19 protein-coding genes and 1 pseudogene are annotated in these 24,818 nt (G+C 58.0%); 8 read left to right on the top strand and 12 right to left on the bottom strand.

The genetic code is table 11. The features are described from left to right. Positions 1–14 precede the first annotated feature (14 nt). Both RX972_RS05595 and RX972_RS05590 read left to right on the top strand, forming a co-directional pair. Positions 15–1,586: a gamma-glutamyltransferase family protein gene (locus RX972_RS05595; RefSeq protein ID WP_316873214.1), complete on the top strand. Its 1,572-nt coding sequence runs from the start codon at positions 15–17 to the stop codon at positions 1,584–1,586. Between the two features lie 122 nt (positions 1,587–1,708). Further along, positions 1,709–2,401: a GntR family transcriptional regulator gene (locus tag RX972_RS05590; protein WP_122703801.1), complete on the top strand. Its 693-nt coding sequence runs from the start codon at positions 1,709–1,711 to the stop codon at positions 2,399–2,401. 357 nt (positions 2,402–2,758) lie between these two features. On the opposite strand, the gene RX972_RS05585 is transcribed toward RX972_RS05590, so the two are convergent. The 4 genes from RX972_RS05585 to RX972_RS05570 all read right to left on the bottom strand — a co-directional run bounded on the left by RX972_RS05585 (position 2,759) and on the right by RX972_RS05570 (position 8,573). Further along, complete coding sequence (locus RX972_RS05585) at positions 2,759–3,988, bottom strand: amidohydrolase family protein (protein WP_316873210.1); 1,230 nt, start codon at positions 3,986–3,988, stop codon at positions 2,759–2,761. Then, entirely contained in the window at positions 3,985–6,444 is a 2,460-nt protein-coding gene (locus RX972_RS05580) for an ATP-binding cassette domain-containing protein (protein WP_410478200.1), read from the bottom strand. The genes RX972_RS05585 and RX972_RS05580 overlap by 4 nt, the downstream gene beginning before the upstream one ends. A gap of 62 nt (positions 6,445–6,506) precedes the next feature. Further along, positions 6,507–7,376, bottom strand: a complete 870-nt coding sequence (locus RX972_RS05575; protein WP_316873207.1) for a branched-chain amino acid ABC transporter permease — start codon at positions 7,374–7,376, stop codon at positions 6,507–6,509. A gap of 9 nt (positions 7,377–7,385) precedes the next feature. Further along, entirely contained in the window at positions 7,386–8,573 is a 1,188-nt protein-coding gene (locus tag RX972_RS05570) for an ABC transporter substrate-binding protein (RefSeq protein ID WP_410478199.1), read from the bottom strand. A 186-nt stretch (positions 8,574–8,759) separates the two neighbouring features. Between RX972_RS05570 and RX972_RS05565 the strand changes: the two genes are divergently transcribed. The 3 genes and pseudogenes from RX972_RS05565 to RX972_RS05555 all read left to right on the top strand — a co-directional run bounded on the left by RX972_RS05565 (position 8,760) and on the right by RX972_RS05555 (position 11,333). Next, positions 8,760–9,158 carry a nuclear transport factor 2 family protein gene (locus RX972_RS05565; protein ID WP_316873205.1) on the top strand — a complete coding sequence of 133 codons (399 nt, stop codon included), beginning with the start codon at positions 8,760–8,762 and terminating at the stop codon, positions 9,156–9,158. A 403-nt stretch (positions 9,159–9,561) separates the two neighbouring features. Beyond that, positions 9,562–10,728 (top strand): annotated as a pseudogene (locus RX972_RS05560) (pyridoxal phosphate-dependent aminotransferase); the annotation flags it as partial. Positions 10,729–10,751: 23 nt separating this feature from the next. Continuing rightward, on the top strand, positions 10,752–11,333 hold the full coding sequence (locus tag RX972_RS05555; RefSeq protein ID WP_316873203.1) for a flavin reductase family protein: 582 nt from the start codon (positions 10,752–10,754) through the stop codon (positions 11,331–11,333). Between the two features lie 68 nt (positions 11,334–11,401). Here RX972_RS05555 and RX972_RS05550 read toward each other — a convergent pair whose 3' ends face one another. The 4 genes from RX972_RS05550 to yghX all read right to left on the bottom strand — a co-directional run bounded on the left by RX972_RS05550 (position 11,402) and on the right by yghX (position 15,653). Further along, complete coding sequence (locus RX972_RS05550) at positions 11,402–12,064, bottom strand: polysaccharide lyase family 7 protein (protein WP_099268753.1); 663 nt, start codon at positions 12,062–12,064, stop codon at positions 11,402–11,404. Between the two features lie 736 nt (positions 12,065–12,800). Next, positions 12,801–13,691, bottom strand: a complete 891-nt coding sequence (locus RX972_RS05545; protein WP_316873200.1) for a VOC family protein — start codon at positions 13,689–13,691, stop codon at positions 12,801–12,803. 2 nt (positions 13,692–13,693) lie between these two features. Continuing rightward, entirely contained in the window at positions 13,694–14,470 is a 777-nt protein-coding gene (gene epsC, locus RX972_RS05540; protein ID WP_316873198.1) for a serine O-acetyltransferase EpsC, read from the bottom strand. A 295-nt stretch (positions 14,471–14,765) separates the two neighbouring features. Continuing rightward, positions 14,766–15,653: a YghX family hydrolase gene (gene yghX, locus RX972_RS05535; protein ID WP_027900193.1), complete on the bottom strand. Its 888-nt coding sequence runs from the start codon at positions 15,651–15,653 to the stop codon at positions 14,766–14,768. A gap of 151 nt (positions 15,654–15,804) precedes the next feature. Between yghX and RX972_RS05530 the strand changes: the two genes are divergently transcribed. The 3 genes from RX972_RS05530 (at position 15,805) to RX972_RS05520 (ending at position 19,319) form a co-directional block, all read left to right on the top strand. After that, on the top strand, positions 15,805–16,509 hold the full coding sequence (locus RX972_RS05530; protein ID WP_316873195.1) for a GNAT family N-acetyltransferase: 705 nt from the start codon (positions 15,805–15,807) through the stop codon (positions 16,507–16,509). A gap of 425 nt (positions 16,510–16,934) precedes the next feature. Then, positions 16,935–18,587 carry a malate dehydrogenase (quinone) gene (mqo, locus tag RX972_RS05525; RefSeq protein WP_231666000.1) on the top strand — a complete coding sequence of 551 codons (1,653 nt, stop codon included), beginning with the start codon at positions 16,935–16,937 and terminating at the stop codon, positions 18,585–18,587. 297 nt (positions 18,588–18,884) lie between these two features. Beyond that, the gene (locus RX972_RS05520; RefSeq protein ID WP_316873191.1) at positions 18,885–19,319 is read left to right on the top strand and encodes a nuclear transport factor 2 family protein; all 435 of its coding nucleotides are present in this window, start codon (positions 18,885–18,887) and stop codon (positions 19,317–19,319) included. Between the two features lie 173 nt (positions 19,320–19,492). Here the strand turns inward: RX972_RS05520 and RX972_RS05515 are convergent, their stop codons facing one another. From RX972_RS05515 to RX972_RS05500, 4 genes are all read right to left on the bottom strand, one after another. Next, entirely contained in the window at positions 19,493–20,725 is a 1,233-nt protein-coding gene (locus RX972_RS05515; RefSeq protein ID WP_316873189.1) for an HD-GYP domain-containing protein, read from the bottom strand. Between the two features lie 76 nt (positions 20,726–20,801). After that, positions 20,802–22,424, bottom strand: coding sequence for a methyl-accepting chemotaxis protein (locus RX972_RS05510; RefSeq protein WP_122395199.1), 1,623 nt, complete (start codon positions 22,422–22,424; stop codon positions 20,802–20,804). Positions 22,425–22,701: 277 nt separating this feature from the next. After that, the gene (locus RX972_RS05505; protein ID WP_316873186.1) at positions 22,702–23,658 is read right to left on the bottom strand and encodes a class I SAM-dependent methyltransferase; all 957 of its coding nucleotides are present in this window, start codon (positions 23,656–23,658) and stop codon (positions 22,702–22,704) included. Positions 23,659–23,723: 65 nt separating this feature from the next. After that, the gene (locus tag RX972_RS05500) at positions 23,724–24,659 is read right to left on the bottom strand and encodes an AEC family transporter (protein ID WP_027900186.1); all 936 of its coding nucleotides are present in this window, start codon (positions 24,657–24,659) and stop codon (positions 23,724–23,726) included. Positions 24,660–24,818: the final 159 nt, after the last annotated feature.

The following is a 24,818-nucleotide window of genomic DNA, read 5'->3' as shown; positions in this document are numbered from 1 at the left end:
GAGAGCCTTTGATCATGATCGCCACCTCAACTCGCGCCGTCATCTGTACGCCTCACGCCGAAGCCAGCGCCGCCGGGCTGCGCATTCTCGATGCCGGGGGCACGGCCATCGATGCGATGCTGGCCGCCAGCGCGATGCTTGCAGCGGTGTTTCCGCACATGACCGGGCTGGGCGGCGATGCGCTATGGATGATCCACGACAGCAAGGTGCGCACCATCGTGGGGATCGGTCGGGCCGGTCAGCATATGCCTCAGGGCGGGAAGATAACCGTGCGCGGTCCGGCCTCGGTAGCGAGCACTGCGGGCGCCCTGGCCAGTTGGCAGACCGCAGCGAACATCAGTCGCCATGAATGGGGGTCGACGCTGGGTTGGGGTGACTTGCTCGGAGACGCTGCCACGATGGCGGATCAAGGCACGCTTGTTTCACAATCACAATTGTTCTGGCAGACCTTGCGTCAACCCCTCATCGAGCAGCTACCGGACCTGCATCGCCTGTGCAAGACCGATGGCCGCTGGATGGGCGAGGGCGACACCCTGCGCCAGCCGGAACTGGCCAATACCCTGCGTCACCTGGCCAGGCATGGCGTCGAGGACTTCTATCGAGGGGAGTTGGCCGAGGCATTCGGTACGGCGTTTGACCGGCTTGGTTGTGGCCTGACGGCGGCGGATCTGGCGGCCACCCGGGCGCCTGAAGTTGCGCCGATTTCGGTGCGTTATCGTCAGGGTCGACTCTATAACGTGGCGCCGCCGTGTCAGGGGCTCTACACCTTGCAGGCGGTGGCCGCACTGCAACACAAGCCATTGGCGCACGTGGACAACGGCAGCGCGCAGTATTACCACTATCTGGTGGAAGCCATTAAGCAGGGGTTGCTGCGGCGTAATGCACAGCTGTGCGATCCGTTGAGCACCGCGTGGGATTTCGCTGCAAGCCTTGAGGATGCGCAAATCAAGGCCTACGCAGACGCCATCGACGATCAGCGTGCCGCACCCTGGAATGAACCGGGTCGACCTGCCGATACCATCTGGATGGCTGCCACCGACGCTCAGGGGCGAACCGCATGCCTGATCCAGAGCCTGTTTCACGATTTCGGTTCGGGCTGCATCCTCGGTGATACCGGCGTGCTGTGGCAGAACCGCGCTGCCGGTTTCAACGCTGATGCCAACCATGTCAACGGCTGGGCACCGGGCAAGCGTCCGGCGCACACGTTGAACCCGTCCTGCTATCTGGCCGATGACGGTCGCCGCTGGTTCTTCGGCACCCAAGGCGGCGACGGTCAGCCGCAGACGCAAATGGTTCTGGCCACGCAATTGGTCGACTATCAGCAACCGATTGATCTGGCGCTGGAGACGCCGCGCTTCCTGCTGGGGCGCAGCTTCTTCGACAGCACTGACAATCTGAAGCTGGAAGGCGACATGAGTGCCGCGACGGTCGAGGGGCTTGGCGCGCTGGGTCATGAAGTGGAAATCATCCCGGCACGCAGCCCCATGACCGGTCACGCCGGGATCATCGCGATTGATGAAACGGGACGTCGCAGCGCCATGCATGATCCGCGTGGCGAAGGCCTCGCGCTGGGGCAGCCCAACTGATCGCCCGACCCGTTGCACACGGGGTTTGCCGGTGTCGTGCGGCTGGCGGATAATGCCGCAGATTGCCCGCCACTGGCAGACCTGCTGCGATGGCGCCAAGCGTTTTGAAAATAGAGGAAAGGATGGGCCTGAGCACTGTCACTGCCAAACAGCTTGAGGTGCAACGTATCGTCGATGCGTTGTTCAAGGCTATCGCCCAACATCGTCTGCCACCCGGCACGCGACTGATCGAAGCGCAAATCGTCGAGACCTTGCAAGCCAACCGCAACCATGTGCAGGTGGCGCTGCAGCGTCTGGCGATGCAGAAGGTGGTGACCATCGAGGCCAACCGTGGCGCCATGGTTGCCCAGCCTACTGCCAAGGAAGCCCGGGATATTTTCAGTGCGCGTCGCGCCATTGAACGTGCGATTGTGGAGGGCATCACTCCAGCAATCATGCGCAAGCAGCGTCAGCGGATTGCGACGCACATGAACAATGAACGCAAGGCCACCAACGATACGGACCGTCGGGCTATCGTGCGGGAGTTGAGCGAGTTTCACTTGATGCTCGGCGAGATCAGCGGCAACACCGTGCTGAGTGACATCCTCGCCAACCTTATGGTGCGCAGCTCACTGATCGTGGCGCTTTATCAGCGTAATGACGTGCCGTCCTGCGCGTCGGACGAGCATCAGGAAATCATCACCGCGCTGGAAAACGGCGATAACGAGCGCGCCGTGGCGGTCATGCTTGAACACCTGGACGAGCTGGAGGGGCAGCTTGCTCTGGAGGAAAGCGCGCCGGAGGAATTCAACCTGCGGCAGGCGTTGAGTGATTGAGAAGATCAGTCCAACGTCATCGCGAAAAGATCCTGCGTGGCGCAGAACCTGTGGGAGCAGAGCTTGCTCGCGATAAGACTGAACGCGATCTAAAGTGAACCTCGTCCAGCCTTGTCGCGAGCAAGCTCTGCTCCTATCAAACAAGAAATAACTACATGATTTGGAATGCATTTTCTGTAGGAGTGACCGGGGTGGCGATCCACATTGCTCGCGATAGCTTCAGCACAGGCAATATATTCATCGACCAACAGATCGAATCGCGAGCAAGCTCACTCCTACAGGTCCCGTGTTTGCTGCGCGACAGCGTGGTGTCATGGACACCGGGGTATCTCCCACAGGGTTATGCGTACAGCATGCCTAATTATCCGGCTTCAGCAACACCCCAACCGGTCGGCTAAACGTCCGTCGCCCACCCTTGAAACCCATCAACGGCGCGCTGATCTCGGCAACCACTGCCGCAGGCGAGGGGGCGTCGAAGACGATGAAGTCGGCTCGGCATCCGGGTAGCAAACCGTAATCGGTCAAACGCAGCATGCGTGCTGATTCGCTGGACACCCACGCCAGGCATTGCAGCAATTGCGGCACGGTGCCCATCTGGCTGACGTTGGCGAACAGGTTGGCCTGACGGATCAGCGAGGCGTCGCCGTACGGCGTAAACGGGTTGCCGATGTTGTTGGTGGATACCGAGCACGTCACGCCGCAGGCGTGCAGATGTTCCAGCGGCGCGAGCCCGCGAGGCTTGTTGTGAAACGACTCACGGCCCATCAGAAACAGATCGGTGGACGGCAGACAGGTCACTTGCACGCCGACCTTGGCCAGGTGCAGGCCCAGCACGGTCATTTGCTCTTTGGGGAGTGTCGACAGCTTGGTCACATGGCCGATGGTCACGCGTCCTGCCCAGCCATGCAGTTGCGTGCAGCGCGCGACTTCCATGACCGTCATGCCTTCCGGATTCAGATCGAAATCCAGGTGCAGGTCAAGATCGCAGTCGTATTTGACTGCCAGTTCGAACAGACGCTGGATCTGCCCGTCCGGGTCGCTGTCCATGTACGGGCAGCCGCCGAGCACCGTCGCGCCTTTCTCCAGCGCCTCGCACAACAATGCTTCCGTGCCCGGATTATTCAGCAGGCCTTCTTGGGGGAACACACAGATTTCCAGGCTGATCGCCCAGGCGTAGTCAGCCTGCAAGCGGCGAATGGCATTGAAGCCGGTCAGGCCTATTTGCGGATCAAGCTCCACGTGGGTGCGCATGTGAGTGGTGCCTTGCAGGATCGCCTTATCCAGCACCTGCGCACCGCGTTGGTACACGTCTTCTTCAGTGAATTCCGCCTTGGCGGAACGGGTTTGCGCCACTGCCTCGGCAAGGGTGCCTTCGTGCAAATGACAGCGCTGCATGATGCAGGCTTTATCCAGATGGATATGGGTTTCGATCAGGCCTGGCATCAGCAGGCGACCCTGTAAATCGAGTGTCTCCCAGTCGATGATTGATGGGCTGAATGCCTCAACGTAATGGCCATTCTCCACATAGAGCACGGTATCAGTGTCGGCTTCACCCAGCCGCACATTGATGATCTTCAGTGCGGTCATACACTCACTCCTCGAACGCTATTGGCACTGGCGCTATCAGCACTTTCACCCAGATACGCCGCAGCCAGCTCCTTGTCGTCACGCAACTCGGCGGCGCTGGCGGATTTTATGATGCGGCCGGTTTCAAGCACGTAAGCGCGGTCAGCAACCTGCAGCGCGAGGTTGGCCATTTGATCTACCAGCAGGATAGTGACGCCTTCATCGCGCAGGGCGGCGAGTGCGTCGTACAGCTCGCCGATCATGGCCGGTGACAAGCCCAGAGACGGCTCGTCCAGCAGCAGGATTTTCGGTTTGGCCATCAGCCCGCGTCCCACTGCGACCATCTGTTGTTCGCCACCGGACAGCATGCCCGCCGGGTTATCGATACGGTCGCGCAAACGCGGGAAGCGTTTGAGGATCGCTTCGATTTCAGCTTCGGCATCAAACGCTTCTCGTCGGGAGTAACCGCCTAGCAACAGGTTGTCGCGCACGCTCAGATACGGGAACACCTGACGACCTTCCGGCACCAAGGCCAGACCTTTGCCAGCGATGCTGCTGGCGCTGGCCTGTTCGATGCTTTCGTTGTCCAGCAAAATGCTGCCCTCGGTCGCCCGATGCAGGCCCGCCAGACATTGCAGGATGCTGGATTTGCCCGCACCGTTGGCACCCAGAATCGCCACAAGCTCGCCGGGGTTGACCAGTAAATTGACTTTGTTGACCACTGCCGCGGCGCCGTAGTCGATGACCAGATCTTTGACGTAAAGCCGCGCATCGCGACTGCCATCCCAGGCCTGATCCCGTGGCGTTGCCTGATAATCGGTGCCGCCCAGATACGCGGCGATCACCTGCTGGTTCTGGCGAATTTCGGCGGGAGGCCCCGACGCGATGGGCTTGCCGGCATCCAGCACCAATAGGTGCTCGGACACTGCCATCACCAGCGACATGTCGTGCTCGACGAGGATTACCGTCAGGCCAAAATCCGCAAGCTTGCGCAGCAGCGCCGCCAGGTCGTCGGTGTCGCGGCGGCTCAGGCCCGCAGCCGGTTCATCCAGCAACAGCACCGCAGGCGCGGTCGCCAGCGCCCGGGCGATTTCTACCAGACGACGGTCGACGTGGGGCAAGTCCTCGGCAGCTATGTTCACTTCGCCGCGATAACCCACCAGCGCCAGCAGGTCCAGCGCGAGGCTGCGTTGCTCGGCGGTCGACAGGCTGAAGGGCAGGCCGAGGCGACCTTTCTGCATCGCCACCAAGAGGTTATCCAGCACCGACATCTCGCCGAACAGCAGGGTGGTCTGATAGGTGCGGGCGATACCGGCTCGGGCGCTTTTCCAGGCAGGTAAACCGGCCAGTGGCTGTTGCAGTTCGATCTGCCCGCTGTCCGGGGCATAGAACCCGCTGATCATGTTCAGCACGGTGGTTTTGCCCGCGCCATTGGGGCCAATGATGCTGGTGATGCTTCCGGCAGGCGCATGCAGGCTGACGTGTTGCGCCGCCTGTACACCGCCGAAGCGAATGCCGATATCGGTCACCCGCAAACCGGTTGACGGACCGCGGCTTTGCAGATGCGCGGCAATGCGTTGGGTGTTGATCGTGGTGGGCGGTAACAACCGGGTCGGCTTGATCCAGCGACGGGCGAGGGCACCCAGCAAGCCGTTCGGCGCGACCCACAGCACCAGCAGCAACAGCACCGAGAAAATCAGCAGGCGGTATTCGGCGAAGTCCGACAGTAGTTCCGGCACCAGCACGATCAGCAAAGCACCAATCAATGGGCCGAACAGCATACCGCTGCCACCGACGATCACCGCCAGGACGAACAGGATCGATTGGGAAAACGGAAAGGATTCCGGGTTGATGAACATCAGCAGGGGCGCAAGCAGGCCACCTGCCAAACCGGTCAACGCGGCGGAAACGGCGAAGGCCAGGGTTTTGCTCAGAACCGGATTGAAACCCAGCGAGCGCGCGGCAATTTCAGACGCCTTCACGGCGCGCATGGCCTTGCCCCAGGTGCTGTGACTCAGGCGCTGATAGAACAGCAATGCGCCGATCATCAACGCCCCAGCCAACAGCGCGAGCAGTATCGCTGGATCGAGACCGGCAAATTCCGGCAGCGGAATACCCATCAGACCATTCGAACCACCGGTCACGTCACGCCATTCGATCAGGCTGTGATGCACCACGAACGCAAAGGCAATGGTGATCATCGCCAGATAGGGACCACTGACCCGCAGTGCCGGGATCGCCAACAGGGCGCCAATCAAGCCAGCCACGATGCCCGCCAGCGGCAACGCCAGCCATAGCGGCCAACCGGCCATGGTCAGCAATGCCGACACGTACGCGCCAATGGCATAGAACGCGATGTGGCCGAATGAAATTTGCCCGCTCAGGCCAATCAGAATATTCAGGCCGACACCCACTACGGCCGCCAGAGCGCAGAGGGTAAAGACCAGCAGGGAATAGCTGTCCAGTGTGAACGCCATAACGCCACATACGACCGCGAGTAGCCCGATGAAAACCGGAGCTGCGAGGGTTTTGATATCTCTCATACTTTCACCAGAGCCTTGCTGCCGAACAGGCCGTTGGGACGAATCGCCAGGGCAACAATGACCAGCGCGAACGTGAATATCTGGGTGAAGGCGGAGCCGAAATACAGGGTGATCAAGGCTTCAGCCAGACCGAACAGCAGACCGGCTGCAAACACACCACCGGCGCTTCCGATGCCGCCCAGAATCGCCACCGCAAAAGCTTTCAGTCCGAACAGCATGCCCATCTCGGCGTTGACGCTGAACAGCGGCGCAATCAACAAACCTGCTACCGCGGCGAATACGGTAGAAACAGCAAACGCGATCGCCACCACCCGATTGACATTGATGCCCATCAACATCGCTGCCCGCGGGTTTTGCACGCAGGCTTCCAGTACCTTGCCCAGTCGGGTGTAGCGCCGCACCAGATAGAGAGCAAGGGCAATTGTTGCCCCCGCCAGAGGAATCAGTAGCTGCAACGCACCGACGCTGCTGCCGAACAGTTCGACGTTGAGGTTGACCAGACTGCTCTCGAACTGACGAGGCTCTTTGCCGAAGGTAAACAGCGCCAGGTTGTCCACCAGAATGCCGCCTGCCACCGTCGCCATCAGCCAGGCCTGTGAGCCACGGCTGTGGAACGGCCGCACCAGCCAGCGCTCTATCACCAGGCCATACAGCGCACAGAGAATCAGCGTCAGTGGCAGGGCCAGCCACAGAGACCAGCCCCAGGTGATGCAGAAGGTGTAACCCAGCACCGCGCCGACCATCATGGCGCTGCCCTGGGCAAAATTGACGGTGCGCGAGACGACGTAGGTCAGGTGAAAACCTAACGCCAGCAGCGCGTACATGCTGCCCAGGCCGAGGCCGGTGACAATGGCGGCGGTGAACATGGCGACTCCTTAAGGCTTCAACGGTACGATCTGGTCGTTGACGAAGTGCGTGAACAGATAGTCGTCCGGACCCAGTGCGTCGTGTTTCTGCACCGTGAACGGCTGCTTGTAGTGCTTGATCAGGCCGTCGTATTCGCTAATGGCGTAAAAGCCATCGCGCACGGCTTTGCCATCGGTGTTGCCTGCTTTTTCGATGGCCAGCGTAGCCAGATGCAGCGCGTCATAGGCGTTGGCGATGCCCACCGCAGGCGTCACGTCGGCCAGGGTTTTGATTTGTGGGTAAGCGGTTTTCAGCGCTGCGAGCAAAGCATCGCCTTTAGGGCTGTTGTGCTCGGTGAACACGTAGGTCTGGATGAAATGCACGCGGGAGGCATTCGGGCCAGCCAGTTCTCCGAAACGACCACCGGCCGGACCCCAGTGGGAAACCACCGGCACGTCCCAGCCCATGCGATCCAGCGATTTGACCACTTGCGCCGATGGGCCAACGTTACCGACCATCAGCAAGGTGTCGGCACCGGCGTTTTTCAGGCGGGTCAGTTGCGGTACTACGTCCAGATCGCTGTCCTGAATGCGTTCAACACCGGCGTTGGCCATGCCGCGTTTTTCCAGGGCGCGCTTGAAGCCGGCCTCGTTGGACTCGCCCCACGGGTTGTTGATGAGGATCATGCCGGGCTTTTTCATGCCGTTATCGACGCCGTATTTCACCAGCGCTTCGTCTACCAGCTCGTCGACTGCCGAAACCCGGAACACGTAGTTATCAGCAGCGCCGTTTTCGGTGATCTTCGTACCGGCTGCCCAGATGCCCATGAACGGCACTTTCATCTGGTTGGCCAGTGGCACAATTGCAAGAGACACCGGCGTATCGAGACCACCAAACAATACGGTGACTTTTTCCCGCTGGACCAGCTCACGTGCCGCCAGCATGCCTTTGGACGGGTTGCTTTCGTCGTCGCGGCGCACCAGCTCCAGTTGACGACCCAATACGCCGCCTTTGGCGTTTACTTCATTGATCGCCATGGTCAGGCCACGGCTCAGGGCTTCGCCGGATTTGGCTGACTGGCCGGACAGGGCAGCCACCAGGCCAACCTTGATCGGCGGTTCAGCGGCTTGCGCGCCACCGAACATAGCCATATTGAGTGTGACTGCCGCAGCCACGGGAAACAGCAGACGTTGCAGGTTTGGAAGCCGGATGGCCATAGTGTGTTCTCCTGATTGCTAGCAGTTGCATATTTATTGCTAGCAAGTAGGATGCCAGTCATAACGGCCTTCGAAACGCCGGTTTTTATTTGGAGCGCCCCGTATTTACGCGCCAAATTAAGGCGATCTGCACCATGTCGAGGCGTTCAGGCCATTTACTTAACCCGTGAGTCAGGAGATTCAGTGATGTCGGAAATAAACAGAGACGTACAGATTGTTAGCAATTTCCTTGAGGCGTCCATGGCCCCGGATCCGGTTCGGGCTGCGACCTTCATGAGTGACGACGTGAAAATCACCTTCACCGGCGGGCGTGTCATGCCTAGTCCGCAGGCCATTACCGCGTTCAACGGCTCGCGTTATGCGTGGGTCAAGAAGGCCTTGGGCAATTTCGACTGGATGGATCGCGGTGACCACACTGTGGTGTATTCCAACGGCACGTTGTACGGCGAATGGCCGGATGGCAGCAGCTTTTCCGGCAATCGTTATCTGGACCGCTTTGAAGTGCGCGACGGCAAGATCACTCATATGGACGTCTGGAATGACAGCGCCGAGTGGTTGCTGGCGCCGGAGATTGCCAAGGCTTGATTGGCTGGATCAATCCGCAGTTGAAATGCGTTTCTGTTGGGGATGTTTTACCTTTAGACCAAAATCCTGTGGGACCGAATTCATTCGGGAAGACGGCATTTCTAAGCACGCAACTCCTGCGGATGTACCTGCCTCTTCGCGAATGAATTCGCTCCCACGGGATTGTGCCCATCTCAGGTTCAACGTGATCCTGTGGGACCGAATTCATTCGGGAAGACGGCATTCCTGATCACGCAACTCCTGCGGATATGCCGGCCTTTTCGCGAATGAATTCGCTCCCACGGGAATTATGTTTGCAGGTGAACATAGAGTTTTCCATAAGGATCCTGCTTCCAACCACACTGGCCTTTCAGAAGAACGTCGCGGTATCGTGGCGTTTTACTCGTATTCGAGAGGCCGTGGTATGCGTTTTTCCCCGTTTGTTGAACGGATAGCCGGGCAGGGCGCTGCCGCCTGGGACATTCACTTCGCCGCCTGGCAGGCTCATTGCCAAGGGGAAGATGTCATTATCCTCAGCATTGGCGATCCCGATTTCGCTACCCCGGATTTCATCACTGAAGCGGCGGTCGGCGCACTGAGAGCAGGGGATACCCATTACACCGAAATTCCCGGAAGGCCTGCGCTAAGGGAAGCTATCGCCGAGCGTTACGCCAAGCGTCTGGGGCGGCCGGTAGCGGCCGCCAATGTGATCACCCTCGCCGGTGCGCAGAATGCTTTGTTCGCGAGCGCCCTTTGCCTGTTGCAAGCCGGTGATGAGGTCCTGGCTCTGGACCCGATGTATGTGACTTATGAGGCTACGCTCAGGGCAAGCGGCGCGACGCTGGTGCGCGTAAGTTGCGACGCCGATGCCGGTTTTCGTCCTGACATTGCCCGTATCAGCGCCGCCATTACCCCGCGCACGCGGGCCATTTTCCTCTCCAACCCGAACAACCCGACTGGCGTAATGCTCAGTGCCAAGGAGCTGCAAGGGATTGCCGAACTGGCCATCGCCCATGATCTGTGGGTGGTCGTCGATGAGGTTTACGAAAGCCTTTGCTACCAACGGGAGCACGTCAGTCTGGCCAGCTTGCCGGGCATGGCCGAGCGTTGCGTGATCGTCGGCAGTTTGTCCAAATCCCACGCCATGACCGGTTGGCGAGTCGGCTGGATCATTGCCGATGCGCAGTTGGTCAGGCATGTAGAAAACCTGTCGTTGAGCATGCTTTACGGATTGCCCGGCTTCGTCATGGCGGGCGCGATGGCTGCGGTGCATGCTCATGATGAAGTGACGTTGGGCATGCTCGATATTTATCAACGCAGACGCGATCTCGTGTTGTCTGGATTGAGTGACTGTCCGGGCATTGAAGTGCGCAGCCCGGATGCAGGGATGTTCGTCCTGCTCGACGTGCGCGGCACCGGATTGAGCTCGCTGGATTTCGCCTGGCGACTGTTTCGGGAAGCGGGTGTGTCGGTGCTTGACGCAGCAGCCTTCGGTGAGCCTGCCCAGGGTTTTGTGCGGCTTTCATTTACCGTAAGCGATGAGCAACTGGCGCGAGCATGTGTGCGAATCAAGTCGTTCGTCAGCACGCTCGCCACGTCTCGAGAGGTATTTTTGTGAACCAATTTATTGCCCCGGTGGACCCGGCCAAGGCCTATCGCTTGCTCAACCACGGTCCGACAGTTCTGGTTTCGGCCCGGCACGAAGGGGTCGACAATGTCATGGCCGCTGCCTGGGCCTGCGCGCTGGATTTCATGCCGGCAAAACTCACTGTGGTCCTCGACAAAATCGCCAAGACCCGTGAGCTGGTTGAGCAAAGCGGAGTGTTCGTGATTCAGGTGCCAACCGCAGCGCAGCTGCAACTCACCCACGAGGTGGGCACGCGCAGTCTGTTCAACGAAGCGGACAAACTGCAGCGTTCAGGCGTGAAGTTGTTCCGCATCCCCGATCATGATCTGCCGTTCGTGGCCGGTTGCTCCGCCTGGCTGGCGTGTCGCCTGATACCCGAGCCGCACAATCAGTCGACCTATGATCTGTTCATCGGCGAAGTCATTGGTGCCTGGGCTGATACGCGAGTGTTCAAGGACGGGCACTGGAACTTTGAGACGGCCGACCCGGCGTGGCGCAGCTTGCACTACATCGCGGGTGGACACTTTTATGCGATTGGTGAAGCGCTGGATGCTGGCGACGAAAAGTGATGCGGGCGTCACGCCATTCTGAAAAACGAATGGCGTGATTTACAACGGTCCACAGCGACTGCCGGTTGTTACTTCTTCACGACGTGGCTGGTGGAAAGACTGGTGTAGGTGACCTTCCCGCCTTCAGTGGGGTAGCCGACGTTGTCCAGGGTGTACACCCCGGCCTTGAAGTAAAAGGCGTAGCCATACCAGGCAGGGTTGAGAGTGGTCTGCGCCGCCACGTTATTGATCATCACGGTGAGTTTGCCGGTGGGTGCCATCTGAATCGAATAGGTGAAGGGCTTGTTCAGGGCCATGGGGGTGCTGTACATCACCGGGCTTTTAGCGTCGGCTGGCTTCACGCGATATTCGAGGTCTATGAAGCCGCCTTTGGCGGTATAGCGGTACACCATCTTCAGCAAAGGCGTCGGCGCATTTTTGGCGTGGATTTGCGCCACCACAATTTTGCCCGTCGACGGTACCTGATTGACCATCAGCGCACCGATCATGGTGTTGGTGCCGCTGTTATACAACCAGTTCATGGCGTTGCCATTGGAGAGGGTTTCGCGTAACTCCGTGCGAGGGTAGTCACTGGTGCCAGAGTGCGAGCCGGTCACGGGAGCCCACATCACAATGCCGTTGCTGCTGACTTTGAAGTAAGGACTGTTGAGGCTGCTGACACGTGCAGTCGCCACGGTGACGGCTGGCGTTTCAATGGGCAGGGTAAGGTTCCAGACACTGAGGTCGATCATGGGGCTCTCGCACGGGGGATGCGCCCGACCAGTCCCGGGACGCTGAGTGCTTTAACGGCAAGCCAGGCATTTGGTTGAGAGCCGTCTGGCTGCCGGCGAGTAGGCAGGCGACGGACGGCAAATGTCCCGCAGACCCATGCAATCCATGGGGCCGGATTTATTCAGGAAAGCGGTGTTACAGGTTGACCGAGTCGCCCTTATCGCGGGCAAGCCCGGCTCCTATCAAACAAAATATAACTATCTGATTTGGAATGCTTTTTACTGTAGGAGTGAGCTTGCTCGCGATAGCTCCAGTACAGGCGATATATTCATCGACTGACAGGCCGAATCGCGGGCAAGCGCGCTCCTACAGGGTCCGTGTTTGCTGCGCGACAGCGGTGTCAGGGACACCGACTCCCACAGAATCGCATTTATCCAGAGGTATGCTGGGTAAAGGACGTCCAGCAAAGGGCACGGCCCAGTGGGAGCCGAGCTTGCTCGCGATGAACGATAACGCGGTATACCTGCCTGCTGCGTCGCCCTTATCGCGGGCAAGCCCGGCTCCCACAGAATCGCATTTATCCAGAGGTATGCTGGGCAAAGGACGTCCAACGGAGGGCACGGTCTTGTGGGAGCCGAGCTTGCTCGCGATGAACGATAACGCGGTATACCCGCCTGCTGGGTCCCCCTTATCGCGGGCAAGCTCGGCTCCCACAGAATCGCATTTATCCAGACAGGCATGCGGGGCAAAGGACACTCAGCGGGTTTGCACCAGCTCCAGGATCACATTCCCGGCCGCTTGCGGCTCGACCAGCAGGCGCTGTGAACCCGCTAGATGCGGCACTTTGTTGCTTTCGATAATGGCTCGCGCCGCATCCAGGTTTTTAGTGTTGATGCGCAGCGCTATCGCATGGGGGCGTTGACTGGCCGCCTCAGGCAAGTTGACTCCGGCAAACTCGGTTTGCGCGGTAGTCAGGGACATGGCGCGTAGCAAACCGCAGCCAGTATCAGCTTCCAGCACATCGCCGTGGTAGCGAACCGCATCGCCGTACAACGCTTTCCACCGGCTTTCGAGCTGGGCAGGGTCCGCCAGGTATGTCACCGCGAGGATGCCGTCAGCGCCGTTTGGGTGGTTTTGCCATCCTGGCACCCAGATCAATTCCGGGCGGTGCTGATGGCAAATGAAGTTGGAAACATCCGGGTGCTCTTCATCCATGAACAGTCCCAGCGACACGACGGCTTCGTCCGGACGGCCATCGGGCAGGGTCATTTTGCGCCGGAAATCAATACGGCCCTGACTGGCCAGCCCGGCGTTGGTCAGGCGTGCATAGTCTGCATCTGCGTCTTTGCTGTGCAATGCCACCAGCGAGATGCCCTCTTCACCGCGATCCAGAAATGTGCCCAACTGACGGCCGAAACAGAAGCCATCGACCGAGTTAGTGCCAAACTTCGAGGCATCATCCACTGCGATGATTTCGATGAAATTGCTCGGGAACATCACCAGTGTCGTGACTGTGCCCCACGGGTGATAACTGATCGGCGAGGGTTCAAAGCCCATTTTTCGATACAGTGCCAGTGTCTGCGGATGGTCGCGTACGGTTACCAGCGGGTGGTCAATACCTTGAGTGGATTGGGCGGCTGCGGCCATGTTCATTGCTCCCGTTGGGTAAGGGTTTTCGAGGTCAGGGTGGCCAGCGACTGCGGTGCGCTACCGACAATTTTTGCCGGAGTGCCTGCAACGACAGCGCCCGCCGGTACGGGTTTGAGCACCACTGCGTTGGCCGCCACGATGGCTTTGGCACCGACTTCGATGTTGCCCAGTACGCTGGCGCCTGCGCAGATCAATGCGCCGCGGCGAATCTTCGGATGACGGTCGCCGACTTCAGCCAGAGTGCTGCCCAGCGTCACGCCGTGCCAAAGACTGACTTCATCTTCTACGACGGCGGTTTCGCCAATCACCAGGCCAATCCCGTGATCAACAAACAGTGCTTTGCCCAGTCGCGCTGCCGGGTGGATATCGATGCTCCAGGTGTTGGCTGCCCAGTTCTGCAAGAGCACTGCGCTCTGAATATCGCCATCGTTCCACAAGGCATGGCCAATGCGGTAAGCCTGAACGGCCTGAATGCCGCGGAACGTCAGGAAAGCGGTGAGGTGATCGGGACAGGCCGGGTTGACGATAACCAGGTGGTTGATGTCAGCCGCTGCGTTGGAGGCGATGTCAGAGTTACCCCGGATGATTTCCGTAAACCAGCCGGTCAGATCGGTAGTCCCAGCCTGCTCCTTGAGTTGCCGAGCCAGGTTTGTTGCCAGGGCGGCGGCGAAGGAGGGCTGTGACAGAATTCCAAACTGCACGTAATGACTCATTACGGGGTTACGCTCTGCGAGCTGATGAGCCTGTTCTTGCAGACGCTGCCAAAGGGAATCCATGACCTGCTCCTTTTTGGGGGGGGGCGAGTATGAGCAGGCAAAGGCGGCGGTATCAATCCTTGCAGGAAGGCAGCTTTGTTGCTTTTTGCGCAACGCAGGAGGGTGGTTGATTGTGGTGCTGCTCCGCAAGCTTGCTACTGCGCTGTTTAATCTCGTAGGGCCGGCTTTAGACGGGAGAGCGGTCTGTTTGCCGAAGCAAATCATGCGCCTGTCTTGACGCTCTCCCGGCTGAAGCCGGTTCTACAGAATGAACTGCCAGGTCCAGCCGTTTGAGTGGTGAGATTTCTGCCAGGCATCAAACCAGATACTTGTTGAACCACTCCAGGGTCCTGTCCCATGCGAGCTTCGCCGCCGCTTCGTCGTAGCGCGGGGTGGAGTCGTTGTGAAAGCCATGGTTGGCACCGGGATAGACATATGCCTGGTAGGTTTTGCCTGCGGCCTTCAATGCCTGTTCGTAGGCGGCAGCGCCTTCGTTGATGCGGGTGTCCAGTTCGCCGTAGTGGATCAGCAGCGGTGCCTTGATTCTTGGCACATCTTCAGCTTTGGCCTGACGTCCGTAAAACGGCACGGCGGCGGCCAGTTCGGGGTAGGCAACCGCTGCTGCGTTGGCAACTCCACCTCCATAGCAGAAGCCGGTGATGCCGACTTTCCCGGTCGTTGCGTCGTGCTTCATCATCCACTCGATGGCGGCGAAGAAGTCGTTCATGAGCTTTTCCGGGTCGACGGTCTGTTGCAGTTCGCGGCCTTTGTCGTCGTTGCCGGGATAGCCACCGACTGACGTCAGACCGTCGGGGGCGAGGGCGATGAAACCGGCTTTTGCCACGCGGCGGGCAACGTCTTCGATATAAGGATTAAGCCCACGATTTTCATGCGCCACGACCACAGCGGGCAACTTGCCGGTGGCTTTTGCCGGACGTACCAGATAGCCGCGCACCTGACCGTGGCCCTTGGGCGAAGGATAGTTGACGTACTCGGCGACGATATCCGGGTCAGTGAACTCCACTTGCTGTGCCATCGCGTAGTTGGGGCTCAGCGAAGCAAGGACGGCACTGGCGGTCAGTCCAAAGACAGTGAAAGCTGCCGCGCGGTCAAGAAATTCGCGCCTGTTGATCTTGCCGTGGGCGTAGTAGTCGTACAGCTCAAGCAGTTCAGGGGAAAAATCTTTCGCGGTGAGACGTTCCATCTGTTCGCTCCTTCTTCGGTGAGTTGGCTGATTAAAGCAGTCTTTGCCATCGAGGCAAATGGGCCTCGCTGTAAGTCTGGGGTATGATGGCGCCCCTTCGTACCGAGCATGCCGGTCCGGGGATGCCTTAAAGTCTGGAGTCACCATCTCGATGTTCACCGTCACCCGCTTCGAAAGCCCGCCCCCCGAGTTGATCAAAAGCCAGATCATGCAGATGGTGGTCGATTACATCACCGATATCAGCATGGTCAATATTGCGCCCAGTAATCCGCTCTACAGCCTTTATCAATATGGCGTCGGTTTCGAAGTTCATCTCTACATCGAGGCCATGGATGGATCAAAAGGGATTCCCGTTGAATTGATTGTCGCGCTGGATGCTGACGAACCGGACACGGTGATCGGCTTCTTGCTGTATTTGCCGGTCAAGGACGATCCCGAAGCCTGCGCGGTAGCGTTTATGGCCGTGCAGGCCAGCAAACGTCGCAAAGGCGTGGCGCGCGCAATGCTGGCGCAGATGACCGAACGCTACCCACATGCCGAACTGGCCTGTCGCGCCGCCGCGGTTCCGCGTTTCGAAGCAATGGGTTTTCAGGTGTTGGCCGCTCGCGGTCCGCAGGTATTGATGAATACGCGGGATCACGGCATTGACGGTCTGGTGGCAGTACTGGATGTAGCGCCGATCTACAATTCGCTGGAGATTCGGCAAATTCATGCTTATTTACTTCAGCAGCACGGAAAGCGGCCGATGATAGAAGCCGAGAAGCAGCGTGATCGGCATCTGGATCAATTAACCCGGCAAGCCAAAGCACTGGTTGATGCGCGCCAGAGGCCCGCGTCGAACGAGACTATCGACTAAGCGCACACGCTAATATCGGTAAAAGTTCGCTCCGCAACCTGTATCCGATTACAATTACCGTTTGCGGTTCCCGATACACGTGTACATAGATGCTTTACCACGCATGACTTTTTGTTAAGCAAGTAGCAGATGTTGTTCCGTGAAAGACCTGGGTGCTGGTTGTAACGAGGTTGTCGGAGCCGTTTTGTTCTGACGATGTACCAAGAGATTCAATGTCACTCAGCAGCTGAAAACAATGGCAAACAAGAAGTCAGCTCAGGAGAGACAAGAGAGTGAGGTTGATAGCAGTGCATCAGCCTTGAATGTCCAGCCGTCGGTCCTGCCGATTGCCGCTGTTCACGATATGCCTGCAAGCATGCGTGGAACCGGTCATCAGATGCGTAGATTGACGGAGGGATGACGTTCTATCCTGGAAAAATCACAGTATGTTAAAAAAAGTGAACACAGCCCTCCTGGGCCTGGCGCTGTCGATGGGACTGACGCCTTTGCATGCAGAAGAAACCAAGAAAGTCGATGTGTTGCTTATCGGTGGCGGCATCATGAGCGCTACCCTTGGCACGTGGCTGAACGAGCTTGAGCCGACCTGGACCATGGAAATGGTCGAGCGTCTCGACAAAGTTGCCGAAGAAAGCTCCAACGGCTGGAACAACGCCGGTACCGGTCACTCTGCCCTGGCCGAGTCCAACTACACCCCGTACGGCAAAGACGGCAAGATCGAGATTGCCAAGGCAATCGAAATCAACGAAGCGTTTCAGGTCACCCGCCAGTTCATGGCGTGGCAGGTCAAGAATGGCGTCCTGAAAAACCCGCATTCGTTCATCAACTCGACGCCACACATGAGCTTCATGTGGGGCGACGATAACGTCAAGTTCCTGAAGGCCCGCTACGAAGCGCTGAAAACCAGCCCGTTGTTCGCTGGCATGCAGTACAGCGAAGATCAGGCTCAGATCAAGCAGTGGGTTCCACTGATGATGGAAGGGCGTGATCCAAACCAGAAAATCGCTGCTACCTGGACGCCACTGGGTACCGATGCGAACTGGGGTGAAGTCACTCGCCAATACGTTGCCAACCTGCAGACCAAGCCTAACTTCGACCTGAAGTTGTCGAGCGAAGTCAACGAAATCACTCGCAACAAGGACGGCAGCTGGCACGTCGAGTACAAAAACCTGAAAGACGGTACTACCCACGGCACCGACGCGAAATTCGTGTTTGTCGGCGCTGGCGGCGGTGCGTTGAAGCTGCTGCAAATCGCTGACATCCCCGAGGCTCGCGAATACGGCGGCTTCCCGGTTGGCGGCTCGTTCCTGGTAACTGAAAACCAGGATCTGGCCATGCAGCACATGGCCAAGGCCTACGGTATCGCGTCGACTGGCGCGCCACCCATGTCCGTACCGCACCTGGACACCCGTGTTCTGGACGGCAAGCGCATGATTCTGTTTGGCCCGTTCGCTACCTTCTCCACCAAGTTCCTGAAGGAAGGTTCGTACCTTGACCTGCTGTCGACCACCACGACCCATAACGTGTGGCCGATGACCAAGGTTGGCGTCGAGCAGTATCCGCTGATCGAGTACCTGGCAGGCCAATTGATGATGTCGGATGACGACCGCTTCAACGCGCTGAAAGAGTACTTCCCGCACGCCAAGAAAGAAGACTGGCGCTTGTGGCAAGCCGGTCAGCGCGTTCAGATCATCAAGCGCGATGCCGAGAAAGGCGGTGTGTTGAAGCTGGGTACTGAGGTTGTTTTCTCTCAGGACCGTTCTATCGCTGGCCTGCTGGGCGCGTCCCCGGGTGCCTCGACTGCACCTCCGATCATGATCGACGTGCTGGAAAAAGCCTTCAAGGACAAGGTTGCTACTCCAGAGTGGCAAGCCAAGATGCGTCAGATCGTTCCGAGCTATGGCACCAAGCTCAACGGTTCTCCTGAGCGCGTTCAGCAGTCGTGGGATTACACCGCTGAAGTCCTGCAACTGACCAAGCCACCGGTAATCGACCCTGCAGCTTACCCGGCTGCCAGCGCTGCACCGGCCAAGCCTGCGAAGCCACAGCCAAGCAATCCTGCTTCGGATATGGCTCTGTAACACGCTTATCGTCAGACGCACGGGGCTCATGTGGTCAATAATGACCACTTGAAACCCGAACAAGAAACCCGGCCCTGCTTAAACGCAGTGCCGGGTTTCTGCGTTTCAGGTCGGTGAATATTTATAGGCGAGTGCTAAAGCCACTATTATTTATAGGTTTAAGGAGTTAATACCGCTGGCGTGAAAATCTCGTTTGCCTGTTTTGATAAATAAGCTATGTTGTAAGACGTCGTATAAGACAGCTCGGTCTTTTGCGCGTTTTCCTCCATTACCAATAAACAATAACAAGGAATAAACATGAACAAGCGTTTCAAGCTGCTCGTTGCGTTTCTCTGCCTGTTCGGCGGTTACACGGCTACGGCTCATGCCTCAGATCAAGCCGATGTTGAAAAGGCTGTCGACAAATTGACGCAAGCCATGTGGCACAAGGATATTGCGCAACTGCAGGCACTGACTGCCGACAACCTCACTTGTGGGCACTCCAGCGGCAACATTCAGGACAAGAAAGCCTTTATCGCAGATATCGAAACGGGCAAAAGCGCGTTCAACAGGCTTGAAATGCAGAAGCAGCAGATCACTCTGTCGGGTGATACCGCGCTGGTTCGCAACCACTTTTCCGCCGAGGCCGTAAACAGTGGCAAGGTTGTCCCGACTGAAATCGAAAACTTCCAGATCTGGCAGAAGCAGGACGGCAAGTGGCTGCTGATCGGGCGTCAGGCGTTCAAGTTCTGATGTGAGGGTAAGCACCGCTCTCATGACTGCACTGTCCGTTGGAGCGAGGCTTGCCCGCGAAGAACGATGACGCGATCTGCCTGACAGACCTCATCGAACGCTTCGCGGGCAAGCCTCGCTCCAACAGGGCAATTGGCTTCGTAGCCTGCGGCAACTTCTATAACGTTTGCGTGCTAGCCACAATTCGACTTGCTCCCCACACTGGACTCAGCCCACAGCTCATCCAGGTTACTGAATCCCCATTCCTTCGCTGACTCACGACCCACGATGCGATCCTGGCCCACCAGTGCGGCGAGGTTGAGGGTGGTGTGCGCAATGTGCTGATTGCTGTTGGCGCAGAAGAACACCCGGACCTTGGGCGTGAGCAGTGATTTTTCATGCTGTTCGATCACTACACCAATCCGTCCGCTTTGCAGGCGGACCAGTGCGCCGACCGGGTAAATGCCTACGCATTTGACGAAGGCCTGAAAGACCTTTTCGTCAAAATGTCCCTGCCACTGGGCCATGCGGTGGATGGCTTCAGCCGGGCCCCAGGCTTCTTTATAGGGGCGGTCCGAAGTTACCGCGTCATACACGTCACACACCGCGCCCATCCGTGCAAACAGGCTGATCTGGCTTCCCGCCAGCCTGTGTGGATAGCCGGTGCCGTCGATTTTTTCATGGTGATGCAGGCAAACGTCCATGACCCTGGGGCTGAAATGGTGGCTTTGCCTCAGCATATCGGCTCCCGACTGCGAGTGGCTGCGCATGGTTGCGAACTCCTCATCGCTAAGCGCGCCCGGCTTGTTGAGGATGGTCAGCGGGATCACGACCTTACCGACATCATGCATCAGGCCTGCGACACCCGCTTCGTGAACCAAAGCAGGCGGAAGTCCAAGCTGGCGGGCGAGGGCGACCATCAGTGCGCAGACTGCGACCGAATGCATGTAGGTGTATTCATCACAGGTCTTCAGTCGAGCAAGGCTGATCAAGGCATCGGGATGCCGGGACAGCGAGTCGGAGATTTCCTCGACCAGTTCGCTGACCTTCTCCATTTCAATGACCTGACCCATGCGTAAATCACTGAACATCTTCTCGACAGCCGCTCTGGAATGAGCACACAGCTTGAGGGATCGGGAAATTTCCTGATTCAGTGCAACACGATGGGGAACAGGTTTGTTGGCGATGTTTTGCAGGCAGGTCGGCAGTGCTGGATCTGATTGAACAGGCGCGGCGGGTACAGGGCTGACACCGCGGCTGTCATCGATCCAGAGCTCTGCGACTTTTGCGTCGAGGATGCGTTGCAGATCATGCTCATTCGAAAGCATGAATCCGTTTTTCCAGAATGACTGCTCTATCCCTGAGCCACAGAATTCGTGTACGTACATGCCGAGGCGTAGCTCGGCCACAGAGATATGTTTCAGCACGATAATGACTCGCTTTTTGTTATGGCTGAAGTTCGCAATCAGGCATTCGGAACTGATCGCGCTTTTCCCGCAGTTGCTATACCGAAAACCTCGCTACCAGACGATTAAGGCCTACGGCCAGTTGCGACAGCTCATTGCTGGCCAGTGAGGTCTGACTGGCTGCGGATGAGCTTTGTGAGGAAAGGTCGCGAATACTCATCAGGTTCTGGTCAACCGAACGGGCGACTTGCGCCTGCTGTTCTGACGCGGTGGCAATCAGCATATTCCTCTCGTTGATGTGGGAAATTGCTGCGGTAATCTCTTTGATTGCGACACCGGCTTCATGGGCGATCTGCAAGGTCGAGCCGGCTTCAAGCGTGCTTTGTTTCATGGACTGCACTGCCAGGGTCGAGTCTTTTTGAATGCCCTGGATCATCTGCTCGATTTCCCGGGTAGACGTTTGCGTTCTGTGGGCCAGTGCGCGGACTTCATCCGCCACCACGGCAAACCCGCGGCCTTGCTCGCCCGCCCGGGCGGCTTCGATAGCGGCGTTCAAGGCCAGCAGGTTGGTTTGTTCGGCGATGGAGCCAATCACGTCCAGTACTTTGGCGATGTGCTGTGCCTGGTTCGCCAGGCCTTCGACTTCAAGGCCGGTACGTTCGACTGTAGTACTGAGTTTTTCCAGCGAGGCGATGGTCTGGCTGACGCGCTCCTGCCCTGTCTGTGCCGAGCGTTCTGATGCCTGGGTTGACTGAGAGGCAGCGACCGCGTTGCGGGCGACTTCCTCGACGGCGGCAGTCATCTGGTTGACTGCGGTGGCCGCCTGCTCGGTTTCCATGCTTTGCCGTTGGATACCGGCATTGGACTCTTTGGTGATCGAGCTCATTTCTTCCGCCGCTGAGGCGAGTTGTCCCGAGGAGTCGGAGATATGCTGAATCGTCCCTTTGAGATTCGCCAGCATGGTCGCAGTAGCGGTCTGCAACTCGGTCATCTCATCCGCGCCGCTGATTTCAACCGTAGTGCGTAAATCGCCGTCGGCAATTTTCCGGGTGGTGATCAGCAGGGTTTGAATAGGCTGGGTAATACTTCGGGTAAAGGCCACGGCTACAACTACAGTAACGATGACGGCGATAACAATGAATATCATTGAGATATAACGGCCGCTGATAAAACTTTCATCCGCGATCGATCCGGATTGCTCCGCCCCTTTTTCGTTAACGCCAATCAGCTCTTCAATAGCGCTTTGCAGCGCCACTGCCTGAGGCTTGGAGGTGTCCTGGATGAATACCGCCATTTCCTGATAAGTGCGAGTTTTACTTAACTCCATCAGTTCGTCGATTTTGCCCTGATAGGCACTGACGTTGGCCGAGACCTTATTGAACAGTTCTCGCTCGGCGGCGTCGCCGACCATAGGCGCATAGTCCTGTGTGGCTTTGCTCAAGTTGGCTTTGAGTTGATTGATTTTCTTGATCGACGCTTCGCCCAGGCGTGCGTCGTCCATGACAAATCGTCTGGCGTCCAGACGATACAGAAGCATCGCGGTCTCGATCCGACCGGCCTGTCTGACGCTGGGCAGCCAGTTTTTCTGGAGGTCGGAGGCTGAGTCGTGAATGTCATCCATCTTGAACAGCGAGGCGGCGCCAAGGCCGATCAAGAGAAGACAGATGATGCCGAAGCTGAACAGGGCTCTGGTGGTCAGTTTTATATTTCTTGTTTTCATACCGAGATACCTCGAATCGCCACGCTGCGATAGCTGAGATTCAACTGATCTATCTGCTGGCGACTTGACATCACTGTAGGCGCCAATGTGTGAAAAAACCATCACCTGTGTAGAAAAGTTTTGTTGTTTACACAGGTCTGGTTATTCAAGTCCATCGGCGTTTAAAACTGAAACTTTAAGGGCGTAAACAGTTGGTTATTTGACGCCATTAAACATTGACCGAATCCTTTTTGCTGCGCTTAACGTTGTAAAGCTAACTAATTAATAAAAAGTTATCTTATATCTCTGCAGTTTCAGACACGTCCGTAAAGAGCAGTGCCTTTAATCCACCTTCGACCTCAGCGTCAGGGAACTCCGGTGGATTGTTTAGACGTTGTTCGAAACGCAGGTTTGGCGCTTCAACGGCGGTGTGGTGGATCAGGAAACTGGAGCCCAGGCTTGGTTCATTCATGCAGGCCAGCACCTGACCGCCCGGCACCAGCAGTTCGGGCATGCGTCGCAGTACTTTCTGGTAATCCTTGTCGAGCAGGAAGCTGCCGCGCTGGAAGGAGGGCGGGTCAATAATAACCAGGTCATAAGGCCCGGATTTTTTCACCTTGCCCCATGACTTGAACAGTTCGTGATCCAGAAAGCTGACTTTGCGCAAGTCGTGTTGATTGAGGCGGTGGTTCTCACGCCCGCGGGTGAGTGCGGCCCGGGACATGTCGAGATTGACCACTTGTTCGGCACCGCCTGCGATGGCCGCGACGGAAAAGCCACAGGTGTAGGCAAACAGATTCAGTATCCGTTTGCCCTGCGCGTTGGCACGCACCCAGTCGCGCCCGTAACGCATGTCCAGAAACAGGCCGCAGTTCTGCTTCCTGCCCAGATCTACTTTGAAGTGCAGGCCGCTTTCAGTGATCTGCCATTCTTCCACCCGCTCACCCAGCAGCCACTCAGTGGTGCTTTCCGGCAAGTAGCGGTGTTGCAGCAATAAGGTATGTGCCTGGCTGTTCAGCCATTGCGGTGTGCGGGTCAGTTCCAGCAGCAGACGGGTCAGCGCTTCAAGCTCGGTCTTTGCGGGCTCACGGAACAGCGAGACCAGCACCACGCCTTGCATCCAGTCGACCGTCACCTGCTCAAGTCCTGGCCAGACACGGCCTCGGCCATGAAACAGACGGCGGGTTTCATCGGGCGCGGTTTGCAGGGCATCCAGCAGATGCTGGTTGAGGATGGCGAGTGCTTCTGGGGTCATGACGGCAATCAGTGGCGAAAGGGCGCGACATGTTAAACGTTATCGACGCCTGACGGGCAGCGACGTCACCCCGGATGACTGATCACGTACAGGCAGATCGACAGCGTCACGAGCGAACCCAGGGTCGACACCAGAATCGTGCTCGATACCAGTGACGCTTCGCGCTTGTAGTACTCAGCCAGCATGAACGGGCCTGTGCCGGTGGGCAGTGCGCTGAGCAGCAGGGCGGCATTGGCCCATAGCAGCGGCACATCGAATACATGGAACACCAGCACCCAGGTCAGCAGCGGGTGGCCGATCAGCTTGATCAGGACCAGCAGCGACGTTCCTTCACGTGTGCCTTGCTGTTTTTCGGCGAGGAACAAACCAAGCGCGACCAGTGCGCAGGGGCTGGTCGCCGCACCCAGGAGGCTGAGCAGTTTTTCCAGTGCCCCGGGTAAGGGCGCGCCGCTGCTGGCCCATAACGCGCCGAGGATCGGAGACACCACAAGAGGGTTTTTCGCCAGCGCCAGAAACACTTTCAAGGCAATGCGGTGCGGCTTGCGCTCGGTTTGCAGTCCGACTTCCACACAGACCAGCGCCAGGCCAAATAACACGCAGACCACCAGAAGTGCCCCGACCAGCGCCGGTTGCAGTCCTTCCTGGCCGAGCACCATCACGCACAGCGGGATACCGATATAACCCGCATTGGCATAGGAGCCACCGAGTGCGTCGATGCTCGCATCGGCCAGATGGGTGCCTTTCTTCCAGCGCAGCAGGAGGGTGATGACGAACACCGACAGGGTGCTCAACGTAAAGCCGATGACGAAGCCCGGATGCCAGATCTGCTCCCAGGTCGATGTTGCCGTAACGCTGAAGAGCAGTGCCGGTAGACACAGCCAGACCACCATCCGGTTGATTTCCGACGCGGCGTTCGGGCCAAGGCGGTTCGTGCGGCGGCAGATGAACCCCAACAGGATCAGGGCGAAAATCGGTAGCAATATATTGAGAACAGCAAACATTGAGGGCCGTCCGTTGCGCGCAAACAGGCGGGCAAGGTTAAGCACGAAAATCGTTAGCGTCCAATCTATTTTCCTGAGTGCTCGGGCCGTCCATCTGCTCGCTGTCCGCAGTAAGCAGATCGTCACAATCGGGCTTTAGCCTTTAAGTCCGCACATTGC

It is taken from the genome of Pseudomonas syringae group sp. J309-1 (assembly GCF_032582135.1).
Taxonomy (GTDB): Bacteria; Pseudomonadota; Gammaproteobacteria; order Pseudomonadales; family Pseudomonadaceae; genus Aquipseudomonas; species Aquipseudomonas quasicaspiana.
The sequence above is the reverse complement of the archived record's forward strand: the minus strand, read 5'-3'. Positions and strand labels throughout refer to the sequence as shown.